The organism is Desulfuromusa kysingii (assembly GCF_900107645.1).
GTDB classification, from domain to species: Bacteria; Desulfobacterota; Desulfuromonadia; order Desulfuromonadales; family Geopsychrobacteraceae; genus Desulfuromusa; species Desulfuromusa kysingii.
In genome coordinates this window covers 74,504-99,853 of record NZ_FNQN01000005.1, presented here as the reverse complement: position 1 = coordinate 99,853, position 25,350 = coordinate 74,504, and the positions used below count along the sequence as shown (strand labels likewise).

23 protein-coding genes are annotated in these 25,350 nt (G+C 39.6%); 11 read left to right on the top strand and 12 right to left on the bottom strand.

Translation table 11 applies throughout. The features are described 5' to 3' along the window. Positions 1–60: 60 nt before the first annotated feature. From BLU87_RS09370 to rpmH, 11 genes are all read right to left on the bottom strand, one after another. Positions 61–489 carry a F0F1 ATP synthase subunit B gene (locus BLU87_RS09370; protein ID WP_092347285.1) on the bottom strand — a complete coding sequence of 143 codons (429 nt, stop codon included), beginning with the start codon at positions 487–489 and terminating at the stop codon, positions 61–63. Positions 490–654: 165 nt separating this feature from the next. Next, complete coding sequence (locus BLU87_RS09365) at positions 655–1,080, bottom strand: bactofilin family protein (protein WP_092347282.1); 426 nt, start codon at positions 1,078–1,080, stop codon at positions 655–657. 39 nt (positions 1,081–1,119) lie between these two features. Further along, positions 1,120–1,980: a ParB/RepB/Spo0J family partition protein gene (locus tag BLU87_RS09360; RefSeq protein ID WP_092347280.1), complete on the bottom strand. Its 861-nt coding sequence runs from the start codon at positions 1,978–1,980 to the stop codon at positions 1,120–1,122. Next, positions 1,973–2,743: a ParA family protein gene (locus BLU87_RS09355; protein ID WP_092347277.1), complete on the bottom strand. Its 771-nt coding sequence runs from the start codon at positions 2,741–2,743 to the stop codon at positions 1,973–1,975. Before BLU87_RS09355 ends, BLU87_RS09360 begins: the two co-directional genes overlap by 8 nt. Positions 2,744–2,842: 99 nt before the next feature. Next, positions 2,843–3,511 carry a 16S rRNA (guanine(527)-N(7))-methyltransferase RsmG gene (gene rsmG / locus BLU87_RS09350; protein WP_092347274.1) on the bottom strand — a complete coding sequence of 223 codons (669 nt, stop codon included), beginning with the start codon at positions 3,509–3,511 and terminating at the stop codon, positions 2,843–2,845. Then, on the bottom strand, positions 3,508–5,373 hold the full coding sequence (gene mnmG, locus BLU87_RS09345; protein WP_092347271.1) for a tRNA uridine-5-carboxymethylaminomethyl(34) synthesis enzyme MnmG: 1,866 nt from the start codon (positions 5,371–5,373) through the stop codon (positions 3,508–3,510). The genes rsmG and mnmG overlap by 4 nt, the downstream gene beginning before the upstream one ends. Positions 5,374–5,408: 35 nt before the next feature. Beyond that, positions 5,409–6,773 (bottom strand): tRNA uridine-5-carboxymethylaminomethyl(34) synthesis GTPase MnmE, encoded by a 1,365-nt coding sequence (gene mnmE, locus BLU87_RS09340; protein WP_092347268.1) that lies wholly within the window; start codon positions 6,771–6,773, stop codon positions 5,409–5,411. A 17-nt stretch (positions 6,774–6,790) separates the two neighbouring features. Continuing rightward, positions 6,791–8,389, bottom strand: coding sequence for a membrane protein insertase YidC (yidC, locus tag BLU87_RS09335; RefSeq protein WP_092347265.1), 1,599 nt, complete (start codon positions 8,387–8,389; stop codon positions 6,791–6,793). A 2-nt stretch (positions 8,390–8,391) separates the two neighbouring features. After that, positions 8,392–8,622 carry a membrane protein insertion efficiency factor YidD gene (gene yidD, locus BLU87_RS09330; protein WP_092347787.1) on the bottom strand — a complete coding sequence of 77 codons (231 nt, stop codon included), beginning with the start codon at positions 8,620–8,622 and terminating at the stop codon, positions 8,392–8,394. Then, positions 8,618–8,968, bottom strand: coding sequence for a ribonuclease P protein component (gene rnpA / locus BLU87_RS09325; protein ID WP_092347262.1), 351 nt, complete (start codon positions 8,966–8,968; stop codon positions 8,618–8,620). Before rnpA ends, yidD begins: the two co-directional genes overlap by 5 nt. A gap of 3 nt (positions 8,969–8,971) precedes the next feature. Further along, entirely contained in the window at positions 8,972–9,124 is a 153-nt protein-coding gene (gene rpmH / locus BLU87_RS09320; protein ID WP_092347259.1) for a 50S ribosomal protein L34, read from the bottom strand. Positions 9,125–9,365: 241 nt separating this feature from the next. Here rpmH and dnaA point away from each other — a divergent pair, with 241 nt between their 5' ends. From dnaA to nth, 10 genes are all read left to right on the top strand, one after another. After that, positions 9,366–10,712 (top strand): chromosomal replication initiator protein DnaA, encoded by a 1,347-nt coding sequence (gene dnaA / locus BLU87_RS09315; protein ID WP_092347256.1) that lies wholly within the window; start codon positions 9,366–9,368, stop codon positions 10,710–10,712. A gap of 207 nt (positions 10,713–10,919) precedes the next feature. Next, entirely contained in the window at positions 10,920–12,035 is a 1,116-nt protein-coding gene (gene dnaN / locus BLU87_RS09310) for a DNA polymerase III subunit beta (RefSeq protein WP_092347253.1), read from the top strand. 10 nt (positions 12,036–12,045) lie between these two features. Then, positions 12,046–13,125, top strand: coding sequence for a DNA replication/repair protein RecF (gene recF / locus BLU87_RS09305; RefSeq protein ID WP_092347250.1), 1,080 nt, complete (start codon positions 12,046–12,048; stop codon positions 13,123–13,125). Positions 13,126–13,133: 8 nt separating this feature from the next. Then, a complete protein-coding gene (gene gyrB, locus BLU87_RS09300) occupies positions 13,134–15,524 on the top strand; it encodes a DNA topoisomerase (ATP-hydrolyzing) subunit B (RefSeq protein WP_092347247.1) in 2,391 nt (796 codons plus the stop codon). Positions 15,525–15,569: 45 nt separating this feature from the next. Next, entirely contained in the window at positions 15,570–18,080 is a 2,511-nt protein-coding gene (gene gyrA / locus BLU87_RS09295) for a DNA gyrase subunit A (protein WP_092347244.1), read from the top strand. Continuing rightward, positions 18,007–18,888, top strand: coding sequence for a tetratricopeptide repeat protein (locus BLU87_RS09290; protein ID WP_092347241.1), 882 nt, complete (start codon positions 18,007–18,009; stop codon positions 18,886–18,888). Before gyrA ends, BLU87_RS09290 begins: the two co-directional genes overlap by 74 nt. Further along, positions 18,889–19,896, top strand: a complete 1,008-nt coding sequence (locus BLU87_RS09285; protein WP_092347238.1) for an NAD(P)H-dependent glycerol-3-phosphate dehydrogenase — start codon at positions 18,889–18,891, stop codon at positions 19,894–19,896. Positions 19,897–19,905: 9 nt separating this feature from the next. Continuing rightward, entirely contained in the window at positions 19,906–20,472 is a 567-nt protein-coding gene (locus tag BLU87_RS09280) for a peptidylprolyl isomerase (protein ID WP_175498337.1), read from the top strand. Positions 20,473–20,501: 29 nt separating this feature from the next. Further along, positions 20,502–21,245 carry an endonuclease/exonuclease/phosphatase family protein gene (locus tag BLU87_RS09275; protein ID WP_092347235.1) on the top strand — a complete coding sequence of 248 codons (744 nt, stop codon included), beginning with the start codon at positions 20,502–20,504 and terminating at the stop codon, positions 21,243–21,245. Between the two features lie 27 nt (positions 21,246–21,272). Further along, positions 21,273–21,914: an endonuclease III gene (gene nth, locus BLU87_RS09270; protein WP_092347232.1), complete on the top strand. Its 642-nt coding sequence runs from the start codon at positions 21,273–21,275 to the stop codon at positions 21,912–21,914. 175 nt (positions 21,915–22,089) lie between these two features. On the opposite strand, the gene BLU87_RS09265 is transcribed toward nth, so the two are convergent. Further along, the gene (locus BLU87_RS09265; RefSeq protein WP_092347230.1) at positions 22,090–22,290 is read right to left on the bottom strand and encodes a cold-shock protein; all 201 of its coding nucleotides are present in this window, start codon (positions 22,288–22,290) and stop codon (positions 22,090–22,092) included. A 293-nt stretch (positions 22,291–22,583) separates the two neighbouring features. Here BLU87_RS09265 and acnA point away from each other — a divergent pair, with 293 nt between their 5' ends. Next, positions 22,584–25,244 carry an aconitate hydratase AcnA gene (gene acnA / locus BLU87_RS09260; RefSeq protein WP_092347227.1) on the top strand — a complete coding sequence of 887 codons (2,661 nt, stop codon included), beginning with the start codon at positions 22,584–22,586 and terminating at the stop codon, positions 25,242–25,244. The last annotated feature ends 106 nt before the right edge of the window (positions 25,245–25,350 follow it).

Here is a 25,350-nt window from a genome sequence, read left to right as displayed (position 1 = left end):
AGAGTTGATAAAAGAACGGTCTTAATTTGTTTGTACATCATTCCTTAAACCTTCCGTTCGTTAAGCCACTTCGCGGCCAAGAATTCGCGTGGCAATCTGACCGGCCAAAGAACCTGCTCCATTTTTCAATATTTCACTGGCCTGTGCAGCTTCTTTACCCACCTGAGCTTTAATCGCTTGCATCCGCGTTGCTGCCTTGCCTTGTGCTTCTAGCAGAACCTTTGCTTCTTCTTCATGCGCTGCTTTTTTTAAATTATTGCGTTCGTTGTTCGCTAGAATTTTTGCATCGCTTAGTTGTTGCTGGTAGCGTTGCATTTTTTCATTAATATCGGCCTCGAGATTTTTTGCTGTCGCAAGTGAATCCGATATCGTTTCAGCACGCTCAGAAATAATCTTTTTTATCGGCCGATAGAGTAATTTATTCAGCACGACCAGGAGGATAATGAAGTTAAGGAACTGTAGACCAAGGGTCCAGTCAACGCTTATCACTTAGCTTACCTCTTATTTAGTAGATAGTGTTTTCGGTATACTGTATACAGTATACCGAGTCGTTATGACTTTTTAAAACGGGGTTTTTATTAAGGAACGAATAGCTATCATATATCAATAACAACTGTCAAGCATCCCACTGTCTCATTTACTTGTTTTTTCTTTCTATTTCTTTTTTTCTTCTTTTATCTTGAGTTCGGTGATGGTTTTTTTCGAGTCCACCATCTTTATTTCTCCATTAAATACGACATTTTCTTCAATTTTCAATGCTGTTGCTTCGATTGTACCCTCGACCTGTGCCGGAGCCCTTAAATCGACCAGTGTTGCTGCCTTAATCCCCCCCTTGAACCGACCACTGAGGATTAATGCTCCTACGTCAATACTGCCATCGATCTCTGCTGTTTCCCCAACAATCAAGGTATCTGTTGAGCAGATCTCTCCCGAAAATACCCCGTCCAAGCGTACCAACTCATCAAAGCTCAACTTCCCTTCAAATCGACTTCCTGGACCAAGAAACGCCTTAATATCTGCCTTATCCAGCGCTACCGGTTTCTTCACTTTTTTGGCCTCTTGTTTTTTGCTACTGAACATTAGTTACCTCACTTCCCATTTAGTTTAACTGTGACAGCTCTATCCTAAGATCAGCTCTAGTATTCTCGATAATTCACTTTGATCGTGGTAGCTGATTTCAATCTTGCCACCTTTACTTTTTGCATATAATTTAACCTGTGTTCCCAATTGCTGCCTGAGACTGTTTTCCAGAGCCAGGAGATTAGGATCATCTTCTTTCACTATTGATGATTTGGCTATCCTTGTCCCCAGCGTACTTTTTATTTTTTTGACCAACTTTTCTGTTTCACGAACAGACAACTTCTTACGAATGATTTCCAGGCTCGCCTCAATCATATCTTCATCCTGCTCCAAAGCCAGTAACGCTCGAGCATGCCCCATGCTTAAACGACTTGAAGCAACATCAACTTTCACCTTTTCTGGTAAGCGCAATAGCCGCAGGGAATTCGCCACTGTTGATCGATCTTTTCCGACCCTCTTCGCAACCTCTTCCTGCATTAAATCAAAGCTATCCATAAGGTAACGGTAGGCTTCTGCTTCCTCCAACGGATTCAGATCTTCACGTTGAATATTTTCTATGAGTGCGATCTCTAAAGCCCAATCTTCACTAACATCCTGAATGACCACTGGAACGCGCTCTAATCCTGCTTTTTGAGCTGCTCTCCAACGCCGTTCTCCAGCAATAATCTGGTAATAATCATCCTGTCGGCGAACAACCAGGGGTTGGATAACACCTTTCTCCTTAATAGATGCTACCAACTCAGACATTTTACTTTCATCAAAGTTTTTTCTCGGTTGTTGTGCATGTGGCTTCAACTCTTCTAGCGGGCATGAGAAGTATTTTTTTCCCCCCTCTTGCGCTGCTGAACTTAGTAGAGCACCTATACCTTTGCCCAGGGCTGGTCTTTTAACCTTACTCATGAGCACCTCCTAGCAAAACTTCTTGAGCTAAATCCATATAGGCCTGTGCTCCTCGTGAACCAATGTCGTACATTAAGACAGGTTGTCCATAGCTCGGTGCTTCTGAAAGCCTGACATTTCTGGGTACCACTGTTTGAAAGACTCTATCTCCAAAATGTGCCCGAATTTCATCACTGACCTGATGGCAGAGATTATTTCTTCCATCAAACATCGTCAGCAGTATTCCTGCGATTGCGAGTTCTGGATTTAACTCTTGTTGCACTAATCGTATCGTTTGCATTAACTGCCCTAAACCTTCCATTGCATAAAATTCGCATTGCAAAGGAACAAGAACTGAGTTTGCAGCCGATAAAGCATTGACTGTCAATAAACTCAGAGAAGGGGGGCAGTCAATGATGACATACTCGTATTCCTCTACCAGTTCAGAGGTCGTGATTTTAAGTTGCTTTTCGCGACCAGACCGATTAATCAGTTCAATCTCAGCACCGATCAAGTCAGTATTTGAAGGGAGAACATCAAGATAACTTAATTCTGTTTTTTGCAGCACTTCGCCGGCATCAACTTCCCCGAGCAACACATTATAAACAGTTGAAATAACAGCTGTTTTATCAATTCCAAGCCCACTACATGCATTCGCCTGAGGGTCCATATCAATTAATAGTGTTTTCTTCTCGGCCGCAGCTAGAGAGGCAGCGAGATTGACGGCTGTTGTGGTTTTACCAACTCCACCTTTTTGATTTGCAATGGCTATAATTTTTGCCATTTATTGGGTACTCCTCTACCAATCATTTTTACCAGGGTATTAAGTGAGCAACACATATAAGTTGGGGAGAATATCACATACCTGAGCTTAATTCAGCTCCTATTTATCACTTTTGTCTGGTTGATTGCTTGTCAGAACGATTATGGATCTTTCGGCCTGCGAATAAGGTAGCGTATAGTTACTAACCTCGGGCTCCATAAAATGATGCTTTTTAAGCAGGCTCCCTAAGTTTTCCAGCTCAGACTCCCCCTCTGGTCCCTTCATTGCTAAAACTCTACCCCCTGTAGTCAGTAGCGGGAGAGCATAATCTATCGTCATCTGCAAAGACGAAAATGCACGGCTCATGATTAATGGGTAGTTTGTCTCACCAAATCCTTGTTGAGTTAATTCTTCTACCCTTGAATGGTAGATACTCAAATTTGCTAATCCCATCTTCCTTTTGATATGCTTTTGAAAATTTATTTTCTTTCCGACACTATCAATCGATACAAACTTAATTTTCGGTTCTGCAATTGCCAGTGGTATTCCAGGAAAACCTCCACCTGAACCCATATCTAAAACAATCTCTGTATCACCTAGATATTTTAATAACATCAATGAATCAATTAAGTGTTTTTCAATAGCTTCTTTACGATCGGTAATAGATGTCAGGTTTATCCGCTTATTCCAGCGGAGCATTTCATCGATAAATTCTATTTCTTTTTGTAGCACATGATCAGTTAATTTTATTTTTAGAGCGGATAAACCCTCCGCTAAATAATTAATCATGATGATTTTTTACGCAAATATATCTGAATCACCGCAATTGCAGCTGGGGTTACACCTTGTATCCGCCCTGCTTGACCCAGGCTCGTTGGTTTAATTTTTTTCAGTTTTTCTCGCACTTCCGTGGAGATACTCGGGATAGCATCATAGTCTAAAGTCTCTGGCAGCTTGACATCTTCCTGCTCACGGTCTCTTTTTACCTGTTCCCGCTGCCTTTTTATATATCCTTCATACTTTATGGCTATTTCAACCTGTTCAAGAGCCTGTGGTGAATAATCCCTCAACCCACTACAAACTGAGGTGACATCCTGAATATTAATTTCCGGTCTACGGAGTAATTGTTCTAGACTGACCCCACTTTTTAAATCACCCAGGTTCAGCTTTTCTACTGTCAAGCTATCACTTGAGGTCACTTTTGTATCTTGCAGAAAAGACATAGCTGCTTCAACCTGTTTTTGCTTTTCTACATAACATCGCCAACGCTCATCACTTACCAGACCAATTTTACGGCCTAGCTCTGTAAGTCGTTGATCGGCATTATCTTCACGCAACAACAACCGATATTCAGACCGGGAAGTAAACATCCTGTATGGGTCAGTCGTGGGTTGAGTTATCAAATCGTCAATCATAACTCCTAAATAACCCTGATCACGTCCTATAACAACGGGGGGTTGCTCCTGACACTGTCGGGCGGCGTTTATTCCAGCGAGGATACCCTGCCCTGCTGCTTCCTCATACCCGGACGTGCCATTAATTTGTCCCGCATGGAATAAGCCATCAATAACCCTTGTTTCAAGGGTAGCTTTTAACTGCATCGGTTCTATAAAGTCGTACTCTATCGCGTAACCCGGCCGCATAATTTCTACAGACTCAAAACCAACCATTGAACGAAAATAAGCTAACTGAACCTCAGGAGGCAACGAAGTAGACAAACCACTCGGATACATCTCACTCCCCTTTAAACACTCTGGTTCGATAAAGGATTGGTGGCTATTCTTATCAGGAAAGCGGACTATCTTATCTTCGATTGATGGACAGTATCGGGGACCTATTCCCTCAATGATGCCCGCATAGAGTGGTGACTTATCTAAATTATTCCGAATTATTTCATGGGTTCGTTCATTTGTTTCAGCAATATAACAATCAACCTGCTTACGATCAATTGAGCCAGTCATAAAAGAGAAAGGCTTTACTACCTTATCACCTGCCTGTCTCTCAAGTTTACTGAAATCAATCGATCTTGCTGACAGTCTTGCGGGGGTCCCCGTCTTCAACCTTCCAACACGCAAACCATACGATGCCAGTGACGCAGATATGCCTTCAGCAGAAGGCTCACCCGCCCTCCCCCCAGCATAATGATTTAATCCAACGTGGATTAAGCCGCGCATAAAGGTCCCTGTGGTAAGGACCACAGTCTGTCCCAAAAACTCTAGCCCTTCACGCGTCTTTACCCCCACTATCCGATTTTGCTCAACCAAAACCTCTTCAACCAAACCTTGCTTCAGATCGAGCAGAGCTTCATTTTCAATAACATTCTTCATTCTCGCGCTATAAGCCATACGGTCAGCCTGTGCACGCGCTGCTCTCACCGCGGGACCTTTACGCGTATTAAGACGTCTAAACTGTATTCCTGTGGCATCTATATTTAAACCCATCTCACCACCCAGAGCATCAACCTCATGTACCAGATGCCCCTTGGCAAGACCACCAATGGAAGGATTACATGACATCTGAGCGACCGTATCTAAACCAATTGTCAACAGTAAGGTTGTACACCCCATTCGCGCAGAAGCTAACGCAGCTTCACACCCTGCATGTCCGGCCCCAACAACTATGACCTGATAATTTTTTCCATAATTACTCATCGCCCTACATACTTTCCATGTTTCACGTGAAACATTTACTTACCAATACAGAAGCCAGAAAAAATATCATCCAAAATATCTTCTGTTGTCGTTTCCCCAGAAATTTGTCCTAAAAAATAAAGCGCCTCACGAATATCAAAAGCAATCAACTCTAAATCAGCGTTATTTTGACAACAGAATAAAGCTCTCCCAATAGGCTCCAAACAACGTTGAAGCGCCTCAAAATGACGGCTCTCAGTTAACAAAACAGTCTCGTCAGTGGTTGTATAGTCTTTTTTCAAAAAAGAAGAAATTCCATGACGAAGGCTATCGAGACCTTCAGCTGTCTTTGATGAAACCCTATAAACAGGAAAAGCCCCAAACGTATTAAAATCAAGCTCAATTGCTTTATCTATTTTTGTATAAACAACAAAGATGGGCCGACCAGAACATGATTCAAGCGCGGAAAAATCAAGCTGGTCAGGGGTCCTACTTGAATCAACAACAAGTAAAACAAGATCAGCAAGAGAAATTTTTTCCTCCGTACGACGAATACCTTCAATCTCAACAATATCACTAGATGTGCGAAGTCCTGCCGTATCAACAAGAGAAACAGGGACACCATCAATAGATAAACCTTCTTCTAAAAAATCTCGGGTCGTCCCAGGAACATCAGTGACTATAGCTCGGTCCTCACCCAAAAGAGCATTCATTAAAGAACTCTTACCGGCATTGGGTTGCCCAACCAAAAGAATGGAAGCTCCCTCAGTTAATACCCGCCCACAGCTATAAGTTTCTGTTATCGTTAAAATTTTAGATTTAAGATCGGTGAGAACAGCAATAAAATCAGCAATATCTTCGTCAGGTAAATCTTCCTCTGGAAAATCCAACCATGCCTCGGTTAAAACTAAAATATGTTTTAATTGTGAGGAGAAGTTATAAATAACACGACTAAGTCCTCCCCCCATTTGCTTTATGGCGAGTTTTCGGGAAGAATCGGTTTTGGCATGAATCAACTGAGATACGGCTTCAGCTTGAGAAAGATCTAACCGGCCATTCATAAAAGCACGATAGGTAAATTCACCTGGCTGAGCTAAACGGATGCCAAAAGATTGATAAAGTTTGAGGATTGACTTAATGACCTGCTGTCCCCCGTGGCACTGGATTTCAACAACGTCTTCACGCGTGTAGGTGTGAGGAGCAGCCATATAAACAGCCATGACCTCATCAACAACAAAATCAGAATCATTACGTAACAATCCATGATAGAGACGATGTGATTGTAGCTCTGTCTGTCGACCGGTAGGGGTAAAAAAACGAAAAAGTGCCGACAAAGAGTCGGCACCAGAAATTCTTATAATTGCAATACCAGCATCACCTGAACCAGTTGCTGGTGCAATAATCGTATCAGAGGTATTCATCAGCGCTCACAAACAGATCAGTCAGGCTGGCGACGAATAAGATACTGCTGCAAAATAGTAAGTAGGTTATTTGTAAGCCAATAAAGAACCAAACCAGCAGGAAAATTAAGAAACATAAAAGTAAATACTATAGGCATCATTAACATGATTTTTTCTTGTGTAGGATCCATGTTAGTTGGTGTCATTTTTTGTTGCAAAAACATGGTCACCCCCATAATAAGAGGCGTTACATAATAAGGATCCTTGGCAGCCAAATCTGTAATCCAAAGCATAAACGGTGCATGACGTAATTCAATGGAGCCGAGAAGAACGCGGTAAAGAGCAAAAAACACGGGAATCTGAATAACCATAGGTAAACAACCACCCATAGGATTAACCTTATTTTCCTTATAAAAAGCCATCATTTCCTGATTTAACTTTTGTTTATCACTCCCATATTTTTCGCGCATTTTCTTCATTTCAGGCTGCAGCTTTTGCATACCCTTCATCGACTTATAACTTTTTTGGGTCAAAGGCCAAAAAATTAATTTGATGCAAACCGTTAACAATATAATTGAAAAACCATAATTACCTAAAAATTTGTAAAAGAATTTAAGGACGACCATAAGAGGTTTAGACAAAGGATGAAAAAACCCATAATCAATAACTTCATCAAATAAGTGGCCAGCTGCTAATAAATATTTATCGTCTTTAGGGCCAAAGTAGGAAGTATAATCAAATAAAATTTCTTGATTGGCTAGAAGCGTAGATTGAGCAGAAATAAATTTATTTTCTACATAACCTGAACCAGTAGTAATAAATAACTGCTCTGATGATTCATGAGGATCAATAGCATTTAAAAAATATTTAGTAGAATAACCAGACCAAACGAAATTGTTTTTATATAACTTAGGAGATTCTTCTAGTTTTGCAGGTTTATCCTCTTGCAGTTCTTCTCCATCATAAGTAACAGGACCAACAAATGTATACATAGCTGACTTACTATCTTTATCCCATGAAGATAGTAAAGATAAATTAAATCGACCAGAAACAGGAGAAGAGGAAGTATTTGTTATTTTTATATTGACATCAAAAGAATATAAATCAGGGTGGAAAATATAGGTTTTAACAACTATAAAATTATTAATTGAGGCAACAAAATTAATTTCAACATTATCTTTATCAACAATAATTAAATCTTTATTCGTTGTTAATTGGTAATTTAAATTTTTTGGAATGTAGAACCCATCACTACCAAACGTTTGTAAAGTAGAGAGTTCAAAATTATCAGCACTTAAGAGAGTCAATGACGAAGAACTGGTTTCATTTGTTTCATTATATTGTTTCAACACAACAGATCTAACAGTTGCGCCAATGGTTGATAATTTGATATCAAAAAAATCAGAAGAGACAGTAACAAAAGCCTCTTCACTAACATCGTTAACAATTAGATCAGTATCTATTTCATTTGTGACACTATTTGCCTTTACCTCGTCCTTTTCAATTGTATTAACCTGTTCAGTGTCAGCAATGACTGCAGGTTGTTGAATCTGTGATTGCGGAGCAAAAAAGAGACTGTAGGCAGACCATAGAAGAACGATAAGAACTACAGCGAGGATCGTACGGTTATTATCCATTTTTATGTATCCTGGTTTTTAATTGAAGGGACTGGGTCAAAGCCACCAGCATGAAAAGGGTGACATTTAAGTATTCTCTTGATAGCTAAAAAACTACCTTTTAATAGTCCAAATGTAAGGATGCTTTCTCTAGCATAAGAAGAACATGTTGGATAAAATCGGCAGGATCTGGGGGTAAAAGGTGAAATGCAATGACGATAAATATCTATTAAAAATATAAAAATATATTTAATCATTACCAATTGCCATCTTCATGAAAAGAGACCGTAACTCCAGCATTATTTCTGAAGAAGAGAGTAAAGATGCGCCTCTTTTTACTATGATCGAATAATCACGAATAGGATAATCAAAATTTGATTGACGGAAAAATTCACGAGTCAGTCTTTTAAGCCGATTGCGATGAACCGCATTACCAACTTTACGTGTTACTGTAATACCTAGGCGAGTGCAGGTTTTCTCAGAATTAATAAAAACCAAAAGCACAAAATGGGGTGTATGATATTTACACCCCATCTTCCTAACCAGCTGATATTCCCATCGTTTGCGTAAACGCATAGAGACAGGATAACATTTATTCATACTCTACTTTTGCGGTATAGATACCGTCAAAGATTTGCGACCACGTGCACGACGATTATTTATCGTATTCCGCCCACTTTTGGTCTGCATTTTCTTACGAAAACCGTGTGTTCTTTTCCGCTTAATGCGGCTTGGCTGAAAAGTTCGTTTTGACATTATAAATCTCCTCGTGCTGAAACTGACAAAGCAATACTTTTAATCATAAATACAAAATCAAGTCAATAAAAATACGTTTAAGAATCTACTGGTAGATATTGCCAATAAACATTATAGTAACCACTTCTAAAATGTTTAAAAAAAATATGAAATTGAAATAGAAGCATTTTATACTTAATGATTTCAACAACATATAGACATTTATCGTTATAAACAAGCGTTGATAATCTGTGGATAAAAAATGAATTCAATTTGGAATAGAGCATTAGACAAATTAAAAACAAAAATAAGTGAACAAAATTATTCTACCTGGATAACCCCTATCAATCCGGTAAAATTATCAGGAAATCAATTCTATGTTGAAGTTCCCAATAAATTTATAAAAGATTGGATTAATGACAATTATAAAAATGAAATAGAAAAGACCTTATCTGAATTAGGTAAAGATGAATACATTTTAGAAATAAAAATAAACAAGACAATACAGAAAGAAACGAAAAAAACAGAAGAAAATGAAGTAATCCCCATAGTAAAAGAAAAAAATAAAATTAATAATAAAAAAGAAAATATACCTAATTTAAATCCTAAATATACATTTGATACCTTTGTTGCTGGTACATCAAATCAATTTGCACATGCAGCTGCTATGGCAGTAGCTAATAATCCTGCAACAACATATAATCCATTGTTTATTTATGGTGGGGTTGGTTTAGGAAAAACACACCTTATAAATGCAATAGGTAATGAAATATATAAAAAGGATAAAAACACAAAAATTTGTTATTATTCTTCAGAAAAATTTACAAATGAACTAATAAATTCTCTTAGACATGCAAAAATGAATGAATTTAGAAATAAATTCAGATCAATAGATATATTATTAATAGACGATATACAATTTATAGCGGGAAAAAAAAGTACTCAAGAAGAATTTTTTCACACTTTTAATGCATTATATGAATCACATAAGCAAATAATTGTTACATCAGATAAATTTCCAAAAGAAATTCCTGATTTGGAAGAGAGATTAAGATCAAGGTTTGAGTGGGGTTTAATCGCAGATATACAGGCACCAGACACTGAAACAAAACAAGCTATTTTAAATATGAAAGCTGATCAAAATAATATAATTTTATCAGAAGATGTAATATATTTTTTAGCCAATTCTATATCAAATAATGTAAGAGAATTAGAAGGTTATCTTATAAGAATAGGTGCATATGCAAGTCTGACATCAACACCTATAACTATTCAAATGGCTAAAAAAATATTAAAAGATATATTGATTGAAAATAGTAAAGAAATAACTGTTGAAAAAATTCAAAAGACAGTGGCTGAACATTTTCAGATAAAAACAAGTGAACTCAAATCATCAAAGCGCCTTAAAAATATTGTTTTTCCTCGACAAGTTGCGATGTATATAAGTCGAAATTTAACCAGTTTGTCTTACCCTGAAATCGGGACCAAATTTGGAGGAAAAGATCATTCAACAATAATCCATGCCATTAAAAAAATAGAAAAAAACATGAAGGAAGATATATACATTAAAACAATTATAGAAAAGCTTATTGAAAACCTGAGCATATAAATGTGTATAAGTAGTTATAAATATTAATTAATAAAATTATCAACAAATTGAAATTTTTATTAGCAATTAATAAACAGCTATAAAAATAGATATTTTCATTATTTTTTAAGAGTTTAAGTCGATATAAACATATCAACAAGCTCTACTATTACTACTATATTTATTAAATAACTAATAAAAGAATTAGGCGATGTTGATGGAGGTAATATGCAGTTCACAATAAGTAAAAGTATTTTTTTAGATGGTCTTGCTAAAGTGCAAGGGATCGTTGAAAAAAGACATACGATTCCAATTTTAGCGAATGTGCTAATTGAAGCAAAAAATAATGAAATAACCATTACTGCTACAGATTTAGAGGTAGGATTAAAATCTAAATATGAAGCTAATATTATAAATGAAGGGAAAATAACTATTTCTGCAAAAAAACTGTATGAAATAATTAAGGAATTTCCTGATAAAGAAATTAACTTTTTATCTAAGAATAATTTTTGGGTTGAAATTAAGTGTGATAAATCAATATTTAATCTGGTTGGCCTATCTCCAGATGAATTTCCAAAATTTCCAGATTTAGAATTAAATACAAATTTTATCGATAAAAATAATTTAAGTGAAATGATAGAAAAAACATTATTTTCTGTTTCTAGTGATGAAACAAAATTTAATTTAACTGGTATTTATATAAAATCAGAAATTGTAGAGGATATTAAACAAATAGTATTTGTTTCCACTGACGGACATAGATTATCTATGATTCAAAAACAATATGATAATGAATTAGATAAAAGATATTTTGAAGGTTTTATTCTACCTAAAAAAGGAATTACAGAAATAAAGAAAATATTAGAAACAATGGAAAGTGATATAAATATAGGAATTTCAGATAATAATTTTTCAGTTAATAATAAACAAACTACTCTAATAATGAGAATGGTAGACGGTGATTTTCCGGATTATAAAAGAGTTATTCCAGATAAAGGAAATAATGCAGCAGTTATAAATAAAAATTTATTTTTGCATGCCTTGAAGAGAATTTCGATATTATCGAGTGAAAAATCAAAAGGAGTAAAGATAAATTTAAAGAATAATTTATTAACTTTAACCTCATCTAACCCAGACTTAGGTGATGCTAAAGAAGAAATAACTATAATATATAATGGTGATGATATTTCTATAGGTTTTAATGCTAAATATATAATTGATATATTACAGGTAATTAAAGAAGATAATATTATTTTTAATTTAAAAGATAATATATCACCTGGTCGCATAAATCCTGAAAATAATGAAAATCAGCTTTTTGTTATTATGCCCATGCGCTTATAAACTATATTAAATGTATATTAATAAAATAGAAATTGAAAATTTTAGAAATATAAAAAAAACTATTGTAGAACCAAATAAAAAACTTAATTTTTTTTATGGTAATAATGCTCAAGGTAAAACAAACTTAATAGAATCAATTTATTTTTCTTCACTTTATAAAAGTTTTAGAACTAATAAAAATATTGATCTTATTAATATAGATGCCAATATTTTTAAAATTAATTTAGAGGTAGTAAATAATAAAGTATCTAATAAAATAAATATTACTTTAGATAAAAAAAACAAAAAAAATATTTTAATAAATAGTAAAAAGCCAGAAAATAATATTTTTTTTAGGATTTTAAATTCAATAATATATTTTCCAGATGAAATTATTTATTTAAAATCATATCCACTGTATAGAAGAAATTTAATAGATAGATCTATTTTTTTTATAAATATAGAATATATTAATATTCATAAAAAATATTTGAAATGTTTAAAACAAAGAAATATATTTTTAAAATCAAATAATAGTGAAGATGATATTTGGAAAGAACAATTAATAGAATATGCTTATTTAATTATTAATGAAAGATTGTCATATGTTTCTCAAATAAATGATTATCTCTCTTATTTATTTAGTAAGAATCAGTTATATGAAAAATATTCTATTCGTTATAACGAATATCAAAAAGGAAATATAAAAGATATTCTTCAGAATAAATTTATAAAAAACAAAATAAATGAAATAAAATATGGATATACACTTGTTGGACCACATATAGACGATTTTATTTTTTTAATAAATAATAACAATATTAATAAATATTCCTCTGAGGGACAAAAGAGATCATTTCTACTTAGCTATAAACAAGCACAGTTACAAATTTATAAAGAAAAATATGGATATTACCCAATATTATTATTCGACGATATGGGAAGTGAATTAGATTTTAATAGAAAAACTGATATTTTTAATAAAATTATTGAAGATTCAGGTCAGGTATTTATAACGACAATGGATTTACCTGATATTTATAACAAAGAAGACAAATATAAAGTATTTGAAGTAAGTAACGGTAACTTTTCTGAATTTATATTGGAATAAGGTAGATTATGTCTGAAGAAAAAAAATATGGGGCAGAAAGTATACAAGTTTTAGAAGGTTTAGAAGCGGTTAGGAAAAGACCAGCGATGTATATAGGTTCAACATCCGTTGAAGGTCTTCATCATCTTGTCTACGAGGTTGTTGATAATGCCATTGATGAAGCTTTGGCAGGTTATTGTAATGAAATTATCGTTGTCATCCATGAAGATTGTTCTGTAACGGTAGAAGATAACGGCCGTGGTATTCCAGTAGAAATGCACGAAGGACAACATAAATCAGCAGCCGAAGTTGTTATGACCGTCTTACATGCCGGTGGTAAATTTGATGATAATGGTGAAGGTGCTTATAAAGTCTCTGGTGGACTTCATGGTGTTGGAGTTTCTGTTGTCAATGCCTTGTCCAGTAATCTTGAGTTGGAAATCAGGCGTGAAGGTAAAATTTATAGGCAAAGCTATAAAAAAGGTGTCCCAATTGAGCCGCTTCGGGTTGATGGTGAAACTATCAAACGGGGAACTAAAATCACATTTTGGCCTGATAATGATGTTTTTGATACCTCTGATTTTTCATTTTCAACGTTGTCACAGCGATTACGGGAACTAGCATTTTTAAATGCGGGGGTAAAAATAATCATTACTGATGCTAGAACAGAAAAACATAACGAATTTATCTATGAAGGTGGAATTCGTTCGTTTGTCGAATATTTAAACCGAGCTAAAAGCGCCTTACATCCCGAGCCCCTCTATTTTCATGGAGAAAAAGGGGGATCAGAGATTGAAATAGCGATTCAGTATAACGATAGTTATGACGAGAAAATATTCTGTTTTGCCAATAATATTAATACTCATGAAGGTGGCACCCATCTGAGTGGTTTTAAAGGGTCTTTGACACGAACCATGAATGCTTATGCCGCTGCGAATAATTTACTCAAAAATACAAAAGTTGCCATATCTGGTGATGATATGCGTGAAGGTATTGCGGCGGTTATATCAGTTAAACTTTCAGATCCTCAATTTGAAGGTCAAACCAAAACAAAGTTGGGTAATTCTGAAGTTAAAGGTTACGTAGAAACCTTGATGAATGATCAATTAGCCAGTTTTCTTGAAGAAAATCCACAAGTTGCAAAAAAAATATTAGAAAAGGGAATTGAAGCAGCCCGAGCGCGTGAGGCTGCTCGAAAAGCACGCGATCTAACGCGGCGTAAAGGGGCTTTAGAAGGACTTTCTCTCCCAGGAAAATTGGCGGATTGTCAAGAAAAAGATCCGGCTCTCTGCGAAATATACCTCGTCGAAGGTGACTCTGCTGGTGGGAGTGCAAAGCAAGGGCGTGAACGGCGATATCAGGCCATTTTACCGCTCAAGGGTAAAATACTTAATGTTGAAAAATCCCGCTTTGATAAAATGTTAACGTCAAATGAAATACGTACCTTAATCACTGCAATGGGTACTGGAATTGGTAAGGATGATTTTGATGTGGCCAAGTTACGTTATCACCGTGTCATTATTATGACTGATGCCGACGTCGATGGTTCTCACATTCGTACCCTGTTACTAACTTTCTTTTTTAGACAAATGCCTGAAATAGTTGAACGGGGTCATCTTTATATTGCTCAGCCGCCTCTCTATAAAGCGAAACGGGGAAAGCGGGAACTTTATATGAAGGATGATGATGTTTTGCTCGACTACCTCTTAGATATCGGAACAGAAGGAATATCTTTAGAGATGGAAGGGGGAAACAAAGTCCTCCGCGGCAAGCAAATTATTCCTACTCTTAGAAATATAATCAATTATAATCAGCATTTCGAGAAGATTGTTAACCGCGGTGTTCCTGGAGAAATATTAAAAATTTTCCTCAAAGGAAAAATTCGGAATGGTTTTGCTGATCAGGTAAATTTGGAACCTTTGGCAGAACAATTGCGCCAATTGGAAAATAAGGCAAAATTTGTGGTGATGGAAGATCCTGATCGTATACTCGTTACTTTTGGTAATTTACATACGCGTATTGATAGGCAGATTGTTGAAATTTTATCCTCGCATGAATATAAATTATTGCTCCAATCCTATAAATTGATTGAAGATATTTGTTTGAATGAACCCGTCTATCTAGCCGCAGAAGACAAAGAGAGTATTGAGGTAACAGATCGCGAAGAGTTGTTGAATGTCTTTTTAACAAGAGCAAAAAAAGGGCAATATATACAGCGCTATAAAGGTCTGGGAGAGATGAATCCTGAACAATTATGGGAAACAACAATGGATCCAGAAAAACGGGTTTTATTGCAAGTCACAATAGAGGATGCGGTTAAAGCAGATGAAATATTTACCGTCTTGATGGGTGATCAGGTAGAACCACGACGTGAGTTTATTGAGCAGAATGCTCTACAGGTTGCTAATCTGGATGTTTGAAAATTTTAAAAGTTAAACTTCCACCGCGAAGTTTGGAGGAGTTAGATGCTGTCAGAGCAAAATAAAGTTACCGTTAATATTGTCGATGAAATGCGTAAATCCTATATGGATTACGCCATGAGCGTTATCATAGGTCGGGCTTTGCCCGATGTCCGTGACGGTTTGAAACCTGTCCACAGACGTATTTTATACGCCATGTATGATCTCAATAATGATTACAATAAACCATACAAAAAGTCGGCGCGTGTCGTTGGTGATGTGATTGGTAAGTATCATCCACATGGTGATACCGCTGTTTATGATTCAATTGTCCGGATGGCGCAGGACTTTTCAATGCGTCATCCATTAGTCGATGGCCAAGGAAATTTTGGGTCAGTCGATGGTGATTCTGCTGCGGCGATGCGCTATACCGAAATCAGGATGGATCGGCTTGCGCACGAGTTGTTAAATGATATTGATAAGGAAACAGTCACTTTTGGTCCGAACTATGATGATTCTTTAGAAGAGCCCTTGGTTCTCCCGTGTAAGTATCCAAACCTGCTAGTGAATGGTTCTGAGGGGATTGCCGTAGGTATGGCAACCAAGATACCACCACATAATCTGGGCGAAGTTATTGATGGTTTGATAGCCTTAATCGATGATCCACGAATTAGTATCGAAGAATTGATAGAAAAAATACCGGGGCCCGATTTCCCGACAGCCGGATTTATCAATGGCCGAGAAGGTATCACTGATGCCTATAAAAATGGCCGTGGTATCGTGCAGATGCGAGCTAGGGCAATGGTAGAAATTGATCGGCGTAGTGGTCGGGAATCCATCATTATTACCGAACTGCCCTACCAGGTTAACAAGGCTCGCTTGATTGAAAAAATTGCCGAGCTGGTAAAAAATAAAAAGATCGAAGGAATTTCGGATCTGCGAGATGAATCGGATCGCGAAGGGATGCGGATTGTTGTGGAGCTGCGAAGAGACATGATCCCAGGGGTCGTCTTGAATCAACTCTACAAAATGACGGTGATGCAGAGTTCTTTCGGTATTATTATGCTTGCCATCGTTTCAGGCCAACCTAAAATCTTAAATTTGCGGGAAGTTCTTGATTGTTTTGTTGATCACCGTCGAGAGATCGTTACAAAACGTTGTGTCTTTGAACTGAAAAAAGCTGAAGCTCGTGCTCACATTCTTTATGGGTTAAAGTTGGCTTTGGAAAATCTCGATGAGGTGATTAAAATTATCAAGGGGAGCGCAACCTCTCCTGAGGCCAAACAGGGTCTAATCGCACGTTTTGCATTTTCAGCCATCCAAGCGCAAGCAATACTGGATATGCGTCTGCATCGTTTGACCGGTCTTGAACGGGGAAAAATACTCGAAGAACTGGCCGAACTTCTCACCCAGATCAGCCGTTTGAAAGAGATTCTTGGCAGTGAAGTTGAGATTCTCAAAATCGTTAAAACGGAACTCACTGAAATAAAAGAAAAATTTGCAAATCCACGGCGGACGGAAATACTTGATAAAAGTGCCGATTTAACCCTGGAAGATATGATTGTTGAAGAAGATATGGTTGTGACTGTCACCCATGGTGGTTATATCAAGCGCAACGCAGTCTCTCTCTATCGAGCGCAACGGCGAGGTGGAAAAGGAAAAACAGGGGTTAAACCTAAAGAAGAGGATTTTGTAGAAAATTTATTTATTGCCTCAACTCATGCATATATTCTTATTTTTACCGACTTGGGCAAAGTTTATTGGCTAAAGGTGCATGAAATACCACAAGGTGGTCGATCTTCACGCGGTAAGGCAATCGTCAATTTATTGCAATTAGCTCCTGAAGAAAAAGTTATGACCATTTTGCCGGTCACAAAATTTGAAAAAGGACAATATATTGTCACCGCGACTGCTCGGGGAATTATCAAAAAAACCGAACTGATGGCCTATTCCCATCCCCGCACTGGTGGCATTATTGCGTTGACCATTGATGAGGGTGACAGTCTTATTGAAGCCCGACTGACCAACGGAGAGCGTGACCTTCTCCTGGCGAGTCGTAAAGGGAAATCAATCCGTTTTCCAGAAACAGATGTCCGCTCAGTCGGGCGCCCAGCGCGAGGTGTTCGCGGCATAACTCTGGATGAAGATGATTCCGTTATTGGGCTACAGTCGGTCGCGGCCAATACTGCTCTGGCACTGGTGACAGTGACTGAAAATGGTTACGGTAAACGTACTGATATTGGTGAATACCGAGTTCAGAGCCGCGGCGGCAAAGGGGTAATTACCATTAAAACCAGCGTCCGTAATGGTTGTGTCGTCGCTATCAGGATGGTGGAGGATGAGTCTGACCTCATGTTTATCACCAATCGCGGTAAGCTCTTGCGCACCAACGTGAAAAATATCCGCTCCATAGGTCGAAATACCCAAGGTGTCAGGATGATGGTGTTGGAAGACGGTGAGTTAATAGTTTCAGTCGCCAAACTAGCGGAGAAGGATACTGTGGATGGGGTTGATTCGATTGAAGAAGCAGTTGAAGAGGGAGTTGAAACAACTGGAAAGCCAGAAGAAGAGATCTAGTCGCAGTCGCTGGATACTCACTTTTATCATTCTTGCGGCGCTGATGGCGGCAGTCTATCCTTTGTATAGTCACTATCAGTTGACAGCGCCGCAGCGATTATTCGCTGAAGCTGTTGAATTAGAGAATCTAAGGCAGATAACGGCGGCAGAAGAGAAATATCAGCAAGTATATCAAAGCTACCCTCAAGCTCCAGAAGCAGCAGAGGCAATTTTAAGAATTGGTAACATCTGGCAGTTTGAGCTTCAGGATATGCAAAAGGCTCTATTAAATTATTTGCAGCTAGAACATGACTATCCACGAAGCCCGTTGGTGCAGTCAGCCCGTGAAGAGGCGGCTCGAATAGCAAAATACAGGTTAAGAGATTATCCCCGGGCGATTGAGTTCTATCAACGTCTGCTTGATTTTAATGAGGGTCGTGTTGATCAATATTATTATGAAATAGCTGATTGTTATTTTTATCTTGAAAATTATTCTCAAGCGCGGATAGAACTGGAATCTCTACTTGAAAAATATCCGCAAAGTAAATTTGTTGTCGATGCTTTATATCGCAAAGCCAGAATATTGCTGCTTGAAGGACAAACGAAAGCGGCACAGCAACAATGGCTTCATATCATAGATAAATATCCAGAGAGTAAATATCGTCCTCAGGCTGAGTTCGATCTGGCCAAAATTCTTGAAGAAGAGGGGCATCTGCAAGAAGCCCTGCAACAATATCAGCAATTGAGAGGGAAATTAGAGCCTGCGTTGTTAGATGAAAAAATTAAACACTTGGAACAACGGATTGAAGATAAAAAGGAGGCCATCTAAATGGAAACAAAAATTGCTGTTATTGGCGCTGGAAGTTGGGGGACAACATTAGCCAACCTGTTAGCTAATAAAGGTTATTCGGTCACTCTTTGGTGTTATGAAAAGGATCTGGCTTTACGGATTGAAGAAAATCGGATAAATGACCTTTATTTACCAGAGGTGAAACTCTCTGAAAATATACGGGCAACCAACAGTCTAACAGCGGCGGTTACAGATAAAAAAATGTTGTTGTTTGTGACCCCATCGCAATCGACCAGATATGTCTTAAAGGAAGCACTCCCTTCCCTCTCATCAGAATCCTTAGTTGTCTCAGCATCAAAAGGAATTGAAAATGAAAGCCTGATGTTGTTATCACAGGTTTTTGAAGAGTTGCTCCCAGTGCACATGCATTCTCAACTGGGTTTTCTGTCTGGCCCTTCATTTGCCAATGAAGTCAGTGCAGGCATGCCTACAGCGGTTGTTGCTGCTGCGCGCAATAATGCTGTAGCAAAACAGATTCAAGAGATTTTTAGCACGGAGGTATTTCGGGTCTATACCCATGACGATATTATCGGTGTGGAACTTGGCGGGGCAATGAAGAATGTTATTGCGCTAGCCGCAGGAGTTGCTGATGGACTGGGTTTTGGTCATAATAGCAGAGCGGCACTCATCACCCGTGGTTTGGCTGAAATGACTCGCTTAGGGCTAAAACTAGGAGGATCAGCAGAAACATTTGCTGGTCTGGCAGGGATGGGAGACTTGGTGTTAACCTGTACTGGAGACCTGTCTCGCAACCGTAGTGTCGGTATTGAGTTGGGTCAGGGACGCAAGCTCGATGAAATTCTGAGTGGCATGCAGATGATCGCAGAGGGAGTCAAAACAACTCTCTCGGCGTACCAACTTGCCGATAAGCTGGGAGTTGATGTGCCGATTATTGAACAGATGTATCTTATCCTTTACCAAGATAAAGATCCGCGCCTGGCGGTAACCGACTTGATGTTACGTGATTTGAAGCCGGAAGCTATTTAGGAGAAAACGATGAAACAAATATTGTTGTTATTCGCTTGTTTTTTACTCTGCGGGGGGATCGCTGTTGCGGATCCTATCGTGGAGATGAAAACCAACATGGGCAGTATCACGATTGAATTGAACAGTTCCAAGGCACCTCTGACTGTGGATAACTTTCTTAAATATGTGGATAAAAAATTCTATGACGACACAATTTTCCATCGCGTCATCGGAAATTTTATGATTCAGGGCGGTGGCTTTGATAAATCCGAAACCAAAAAAGCGACATTGTCTGCGATTAAGAATGAGGCTGATAACGGGTTAAAAAACCAGAAAGGGACCATCTCTATGGCCCGGACTGGGGTTGTCGATAGCGCGACCAGTCAATTTTTTATCAACCTGGTTGATAACCATTCACTTAATCACCGTGGAACAAGTTCAGGGGCGTATGGCTACGCTGTCTTTGGGAAAGTTATCGCTGGTATGGATGTGGTGGAAAAAATAGGCAAGGTGAAAACAATATCAAAAAGTGCCCTGTTCCGAGATTACCCTGAACCACAAGTGATTATTGAATCGGTCCGCAGGGTTAAAAAATAGAGGCTTAGCGGAGACGGCAGGAGCGACTGATGGCAACGTTCCGGATTATGAGCTACCATATCAATGGTGCTCGAAATGCAGCAGGTGAAATTGCACCCGAGCTTTGCGCTGCGGTTATTCGTGAACAACAACCCGAACTGGTGATGTTACAACGCATCGGTTCACCGATTGGGGCAAGCTCCGCTGAGCTGTTGGCTGAAAGGGTTGGTTTAGCTGTCTATGGGACAGATTTGGAGGGTGATTGTGCCTTCTTGTCCCGTTATCCCCTTTATCACCTTCAAGAATTCCAGCTGGGTTATGGTAACTATTGTCTGCAAGCGGATCTTGATCGTGATGGAGAGAGAATCCATCTCTTTAATCTGACCCTTTCCTGGGATCTTCGACAACGGCGCGAACAAGTCAAATATTTAGTTAATTCACAACTTTTAAACAACCCTTCTTTACCCTGTGCGACAATCGTTTGTGGTGATTTTGGACTACCTCTGTGGGGGAGCGGTCAAATCCCTCTGCATGAACACCTGCGCCGGGCGAGCTTTCCTGTTTGGAGGGCAAACTTTCCAAGCAAGATTCCCCTTTGGGGGCGTGACCGAGTCTATCTTAAGGGACCAATCAGGGCGTTATCTGGCCAAGTTGTCATGTCTGGCCAGGCGCGTCATGCTTCGACACATCTTCCTCTGGTGCTGACTGTAGAAACCCGTGATACCCGTCAGGTGCTCAAGGTTAAAAAATCAACCCGGGTCACCTCTAAACAACCGACCCCGATTTGTGGCTAATACACTCCAAAGATAAAAGAAGGGTATATGAAAAAAACCGAAAAAGCTTTGACTCTATTGCGAGCTTTGGAGAAAATTTACCCGACAGCCCACTGTGCCTTGAATTATCAAAACCCGTGGCAGTTGCTGGTGGCAACAATTTTGTCAGCCCAGTGCACTGACAAGCGGGTTAATATTGTAACGGAAACATTGTTTAAAAAATTTCCCGGACCGGAACAGATGGCGGCAGCCACTCAGGATCAAGTAGAAGAGTTGATCCGTTCAACCGGATTTTTTCGTAACAAAGCAAAGAACTTGATTCGCTGTGCAGAGCAGCTATTGATTCATCATCAGGGACAGGTTCCTGCCGATATTGATGCATTGGTTGCACTGAACGGTGTCGGCCGTAAAACAGCCAATGTTGTTCTCGGCAATGCCTACCAGATTCCAGGGATGGTGGTAGACACTCATGTTAAGCGTTTAGCCAAACGGTTTGGATGGACAAAGTCAGATAGTCCAGAACAGATAGAGTCTGAGCTGAGCCGGTTGCTTCCAGAGGAAGAATGGACCCAATGTAGCCATACCTTGATTGCTCATGGTCGCGCCTGTTGTAAGGCTCCAACTCCCTATTGCAGCTCTTGCCCCATTGTAGACCTCTGCCCGCGTAAAGGGGTGGATAAATCACGTTAAAACATGATGAGTTAAACGGTATAACGATGCATTGAAAAATTATGACATAAAGAGAGATCGCCCTGCGGGGAATCTAAAAGTAAAAAGCTTCGCAACAATTGTTGCGAAGCTTTTCTGGTTTACCCTCAAAGACTCAATGACCAGCAGCAAACGCTGTCTGGCGATGTCGTCAAATTTATACTTTCATTACGTTCGCGGATTGTGGACCTTTATCTCCCTGGATTACGTCAAAAGTAACACGATCTCCTTCAGCCAAGGATTTGAAACCTTCTGATTGGATCGCTGAAAAATGAACAAAGACGTCTGGACCATTGTCCTGCTCAATAAAACCAAAACCTTTTGAATCATTAAACCACTTTACTGTACCTTCTGCCATGCTTTTCTCCTTCTACGTATTTTATACGAGGGTAACCGAGACACGATAAATCGCTTCTATCACAGACACCATTTAAAAACAACGTTATTTTTTTAATGATAGCGATCACGAACCGGAAAAATGCTCGGTTTAAGAGAAAAAAGTCGTCTGATTTTAACCAGTAAATCGTGTAACCAGTATTTATTACAAAGAACATCTGTATTTAGAGATATAATCGTTAAAAATATGCACAGTACTGGAAAAACTGCCCCATTTCCGTGTATTCTTGTAGGATCAAATTAACTTAGAGGAGGATACCTGAAATGAGTAACTCATTTAATACGGAAAAAAGTCTGCAAGTCGCTGGACACGAATATCGATATCACAGCTTGAAGGCCTTTGCTGTAGCCAGTTCATATCGCCTGGAGCAGCTTCCTTTCACCATTAAAGTCCTGTTGGAAAATCTTCTGCGCAAAGAAGATGGGCACAGCGTTATGCGAAGTGATATCGAAGCTGTTGCTGGCTGGAATCCGAATCAAGATCAGTCGGGAGAAATTTCATACAGCCCGGCGCGGGTTTTAATGCAGGACTTTACCGGCGTCCCCGCGATTGTTGATCTTGCAGCGATGCGTGACTCAGTGGCCAAAAACGGCGGTGATCCAGCTAAAATAAATCCACAAATTCCTGTGGATCTGGTGATTGACCACTCTGTTATGGTGGATCACTTTGGTAATCCTGAAGCGCTCGCTGACAATGTCAAAAGAGAGATGGAGCGAAACCGTGAACGCTACGCATTTTTGCGTTGGGGACAGAATGTTTTTGACAACTTTCGTGTCGTACCGCCAGGAACCGGGATCTGTCATCAGGTTAACTTGGAATATCTTGCACAAGGTGTCTGGAGTCAGAAAGTTAATGGGGAGCTCTGGGCTTATCCTGACACTCTGGTTGGAACCGACAGCCATACCACAATGATAAACGGTCTCGGTGTCCTTGGTTGGGGAGTTGGGGGCATTGAGGCAGAAGCCGCTATGCTGGGGCAACCCATTTCGATGCTGATTCCTGAGGTGGTGGGTTTTCGTTTATCCGGTCATTTAAATGAAGGGATTACCGCGACAGATCTGGTGTTGACGGTTACGCAGATGTTACGTAGTCATGGGGTTGTTGGTAAGTTTGTGGAGTTCTTTGGTACCGGTTTGTCGCAATTGCCTTTGGCCGATCGGGCAACGATAGCTAACATGTCGCCTGAATATGGGGCAACCTGCGGATTTTTCCCGATAGATCAGGTCACCCTTGATTATCTGACTTTATCCGGACGCAGTCCTGAAACTGTGGCACTGGTGGAAAGTTATTGTAAAGAACAGGGGTTATGGCGCGCAGATGATCTTCCTGACCCGACCTACAGTGCCGTTCTTGAGCTCGACCTGACGACGGTTAAGCCTAGTCTGGCAGGACCGAAAAGGCCACAAGATCGAGTCCTCCTGGAAAATATGGGTATCGAAACCGAGAAAGTTCTTCCTGAGGACAATCGGGATAAAGGTGTCCCAATAGCCAATAGTAACGATCAACTGAATCATGGTGACGTTGTTATTGCTGCCATTACTTCTTGTACTAACACCTCCAATCCTGCCGTGATGATGGCTGCCGGTTTGGTTGCAAAGAAAGCGGTAGAAAAAGGGCTGAGCCAAAAATCCTGGGTCAAGACCTCTCTGGCTCCCGGATCAAAAGTTGTCACTGATTACCTTGCAAAAGCGGGGCTGCAAAGTTATTTAGATCAATTGGGCTTCAATATTGTCGGTTATGGATGTACCACTTGCATCGGCAATTCGGGGCCATTAACAGGGCCGGTTGCAGAGGCCATTGATGCGAACGATATGAGTGTTTGCTCAGTCCTGTCGGGGAATCGCAACTTTGAAGGAAGGATTCATGCGCAAGTCAAATCAAACTGGCTGGCATCACCGCCTCTGGTTGTCGCTTTTGCTTTGGCAGGGACCACCTGTATTGACTTGACCAGTGAACCGCTCGGCGAGGATCAATCCGGACAGCCAGTCTATTTGAAAGATATTTGGCCCAGCAACGCAGAGGTTGCTGAAATGGTTGCCCTGGTGAATGCGCAAATGTTCTTAAAAGAGTACGCGGCAGTTTTTACCGGTGATGAGAGCTGGCAAAGCCTCGCCATCCCCGATGGGCTGACCTATTCTTGGGAGCCTGATTCGACCTATATTCGCCTCCCCTCTTTCTTTGATAAACTCCAGGCATCAACAACTTATCCCGGAGTCAATGACGCCAGGATTCTCGCTTTGTTGGGAGACTCAATCACCACAGATCATATCTCTCCGGCAGGGGCGATCAAGGGTGCAAGTCCGGCGGGTGAATATCTGCAGGAACACAATGTTAAAGAGCTGGATTTTAACTCTTATGGCTCACGTCGTGGCAATCATGAAGTGATGGTTCGTGGTACCTTTGCCAACATTCGCCTGCGCAATAAAATGGTTCCTGAAACCGAAGGGGGAATGACAAAACATCTTCCTGATGGTGAAGAGATGAGTATCTTTGCTGCGGCTAACCGCTACAAAAAAGACAATGTTCCTTTGGTCGTTATCGCTGGTAAAGAATACGGGACGGGTTCAAGTCGTGACTGGGCAGCAAAAGGGACACAGCTGCTGGGGGTAAAAGCGGTACTGGCAGAGAGTTATGAGAGGATTCATCGCTCTAACCTTGTTGGTATGGGGGTATTGCCATTACAATTTCTGCCCGGGAGTTCAGCAGAAAGTTTGCGGTTGGATGGAAGTGAAATAGTCAGTATCCCGGTTGTCGAAGGATTGCAGGCCAAGCAAAATTTGACGATTACTCTCACTCGGAGTGATGGCAGCAAAGAAGAGCTCAAGGTCCTTTGTCGTATCGATACTGACCAGGAGGTGATCTTCTTCCAAAGTGGTGGCATCCTCAATCATGTATTGCTGCAATTAATGAAATAGATGATTTAGTTATTCAGGTACAAAAAGCCCAAGGCTGTCTTTATGCAACCTTGGGCTTTTGTGTGTCTGACGAAAGTTGGATGGATTGGCAACATGAAGTTGACGG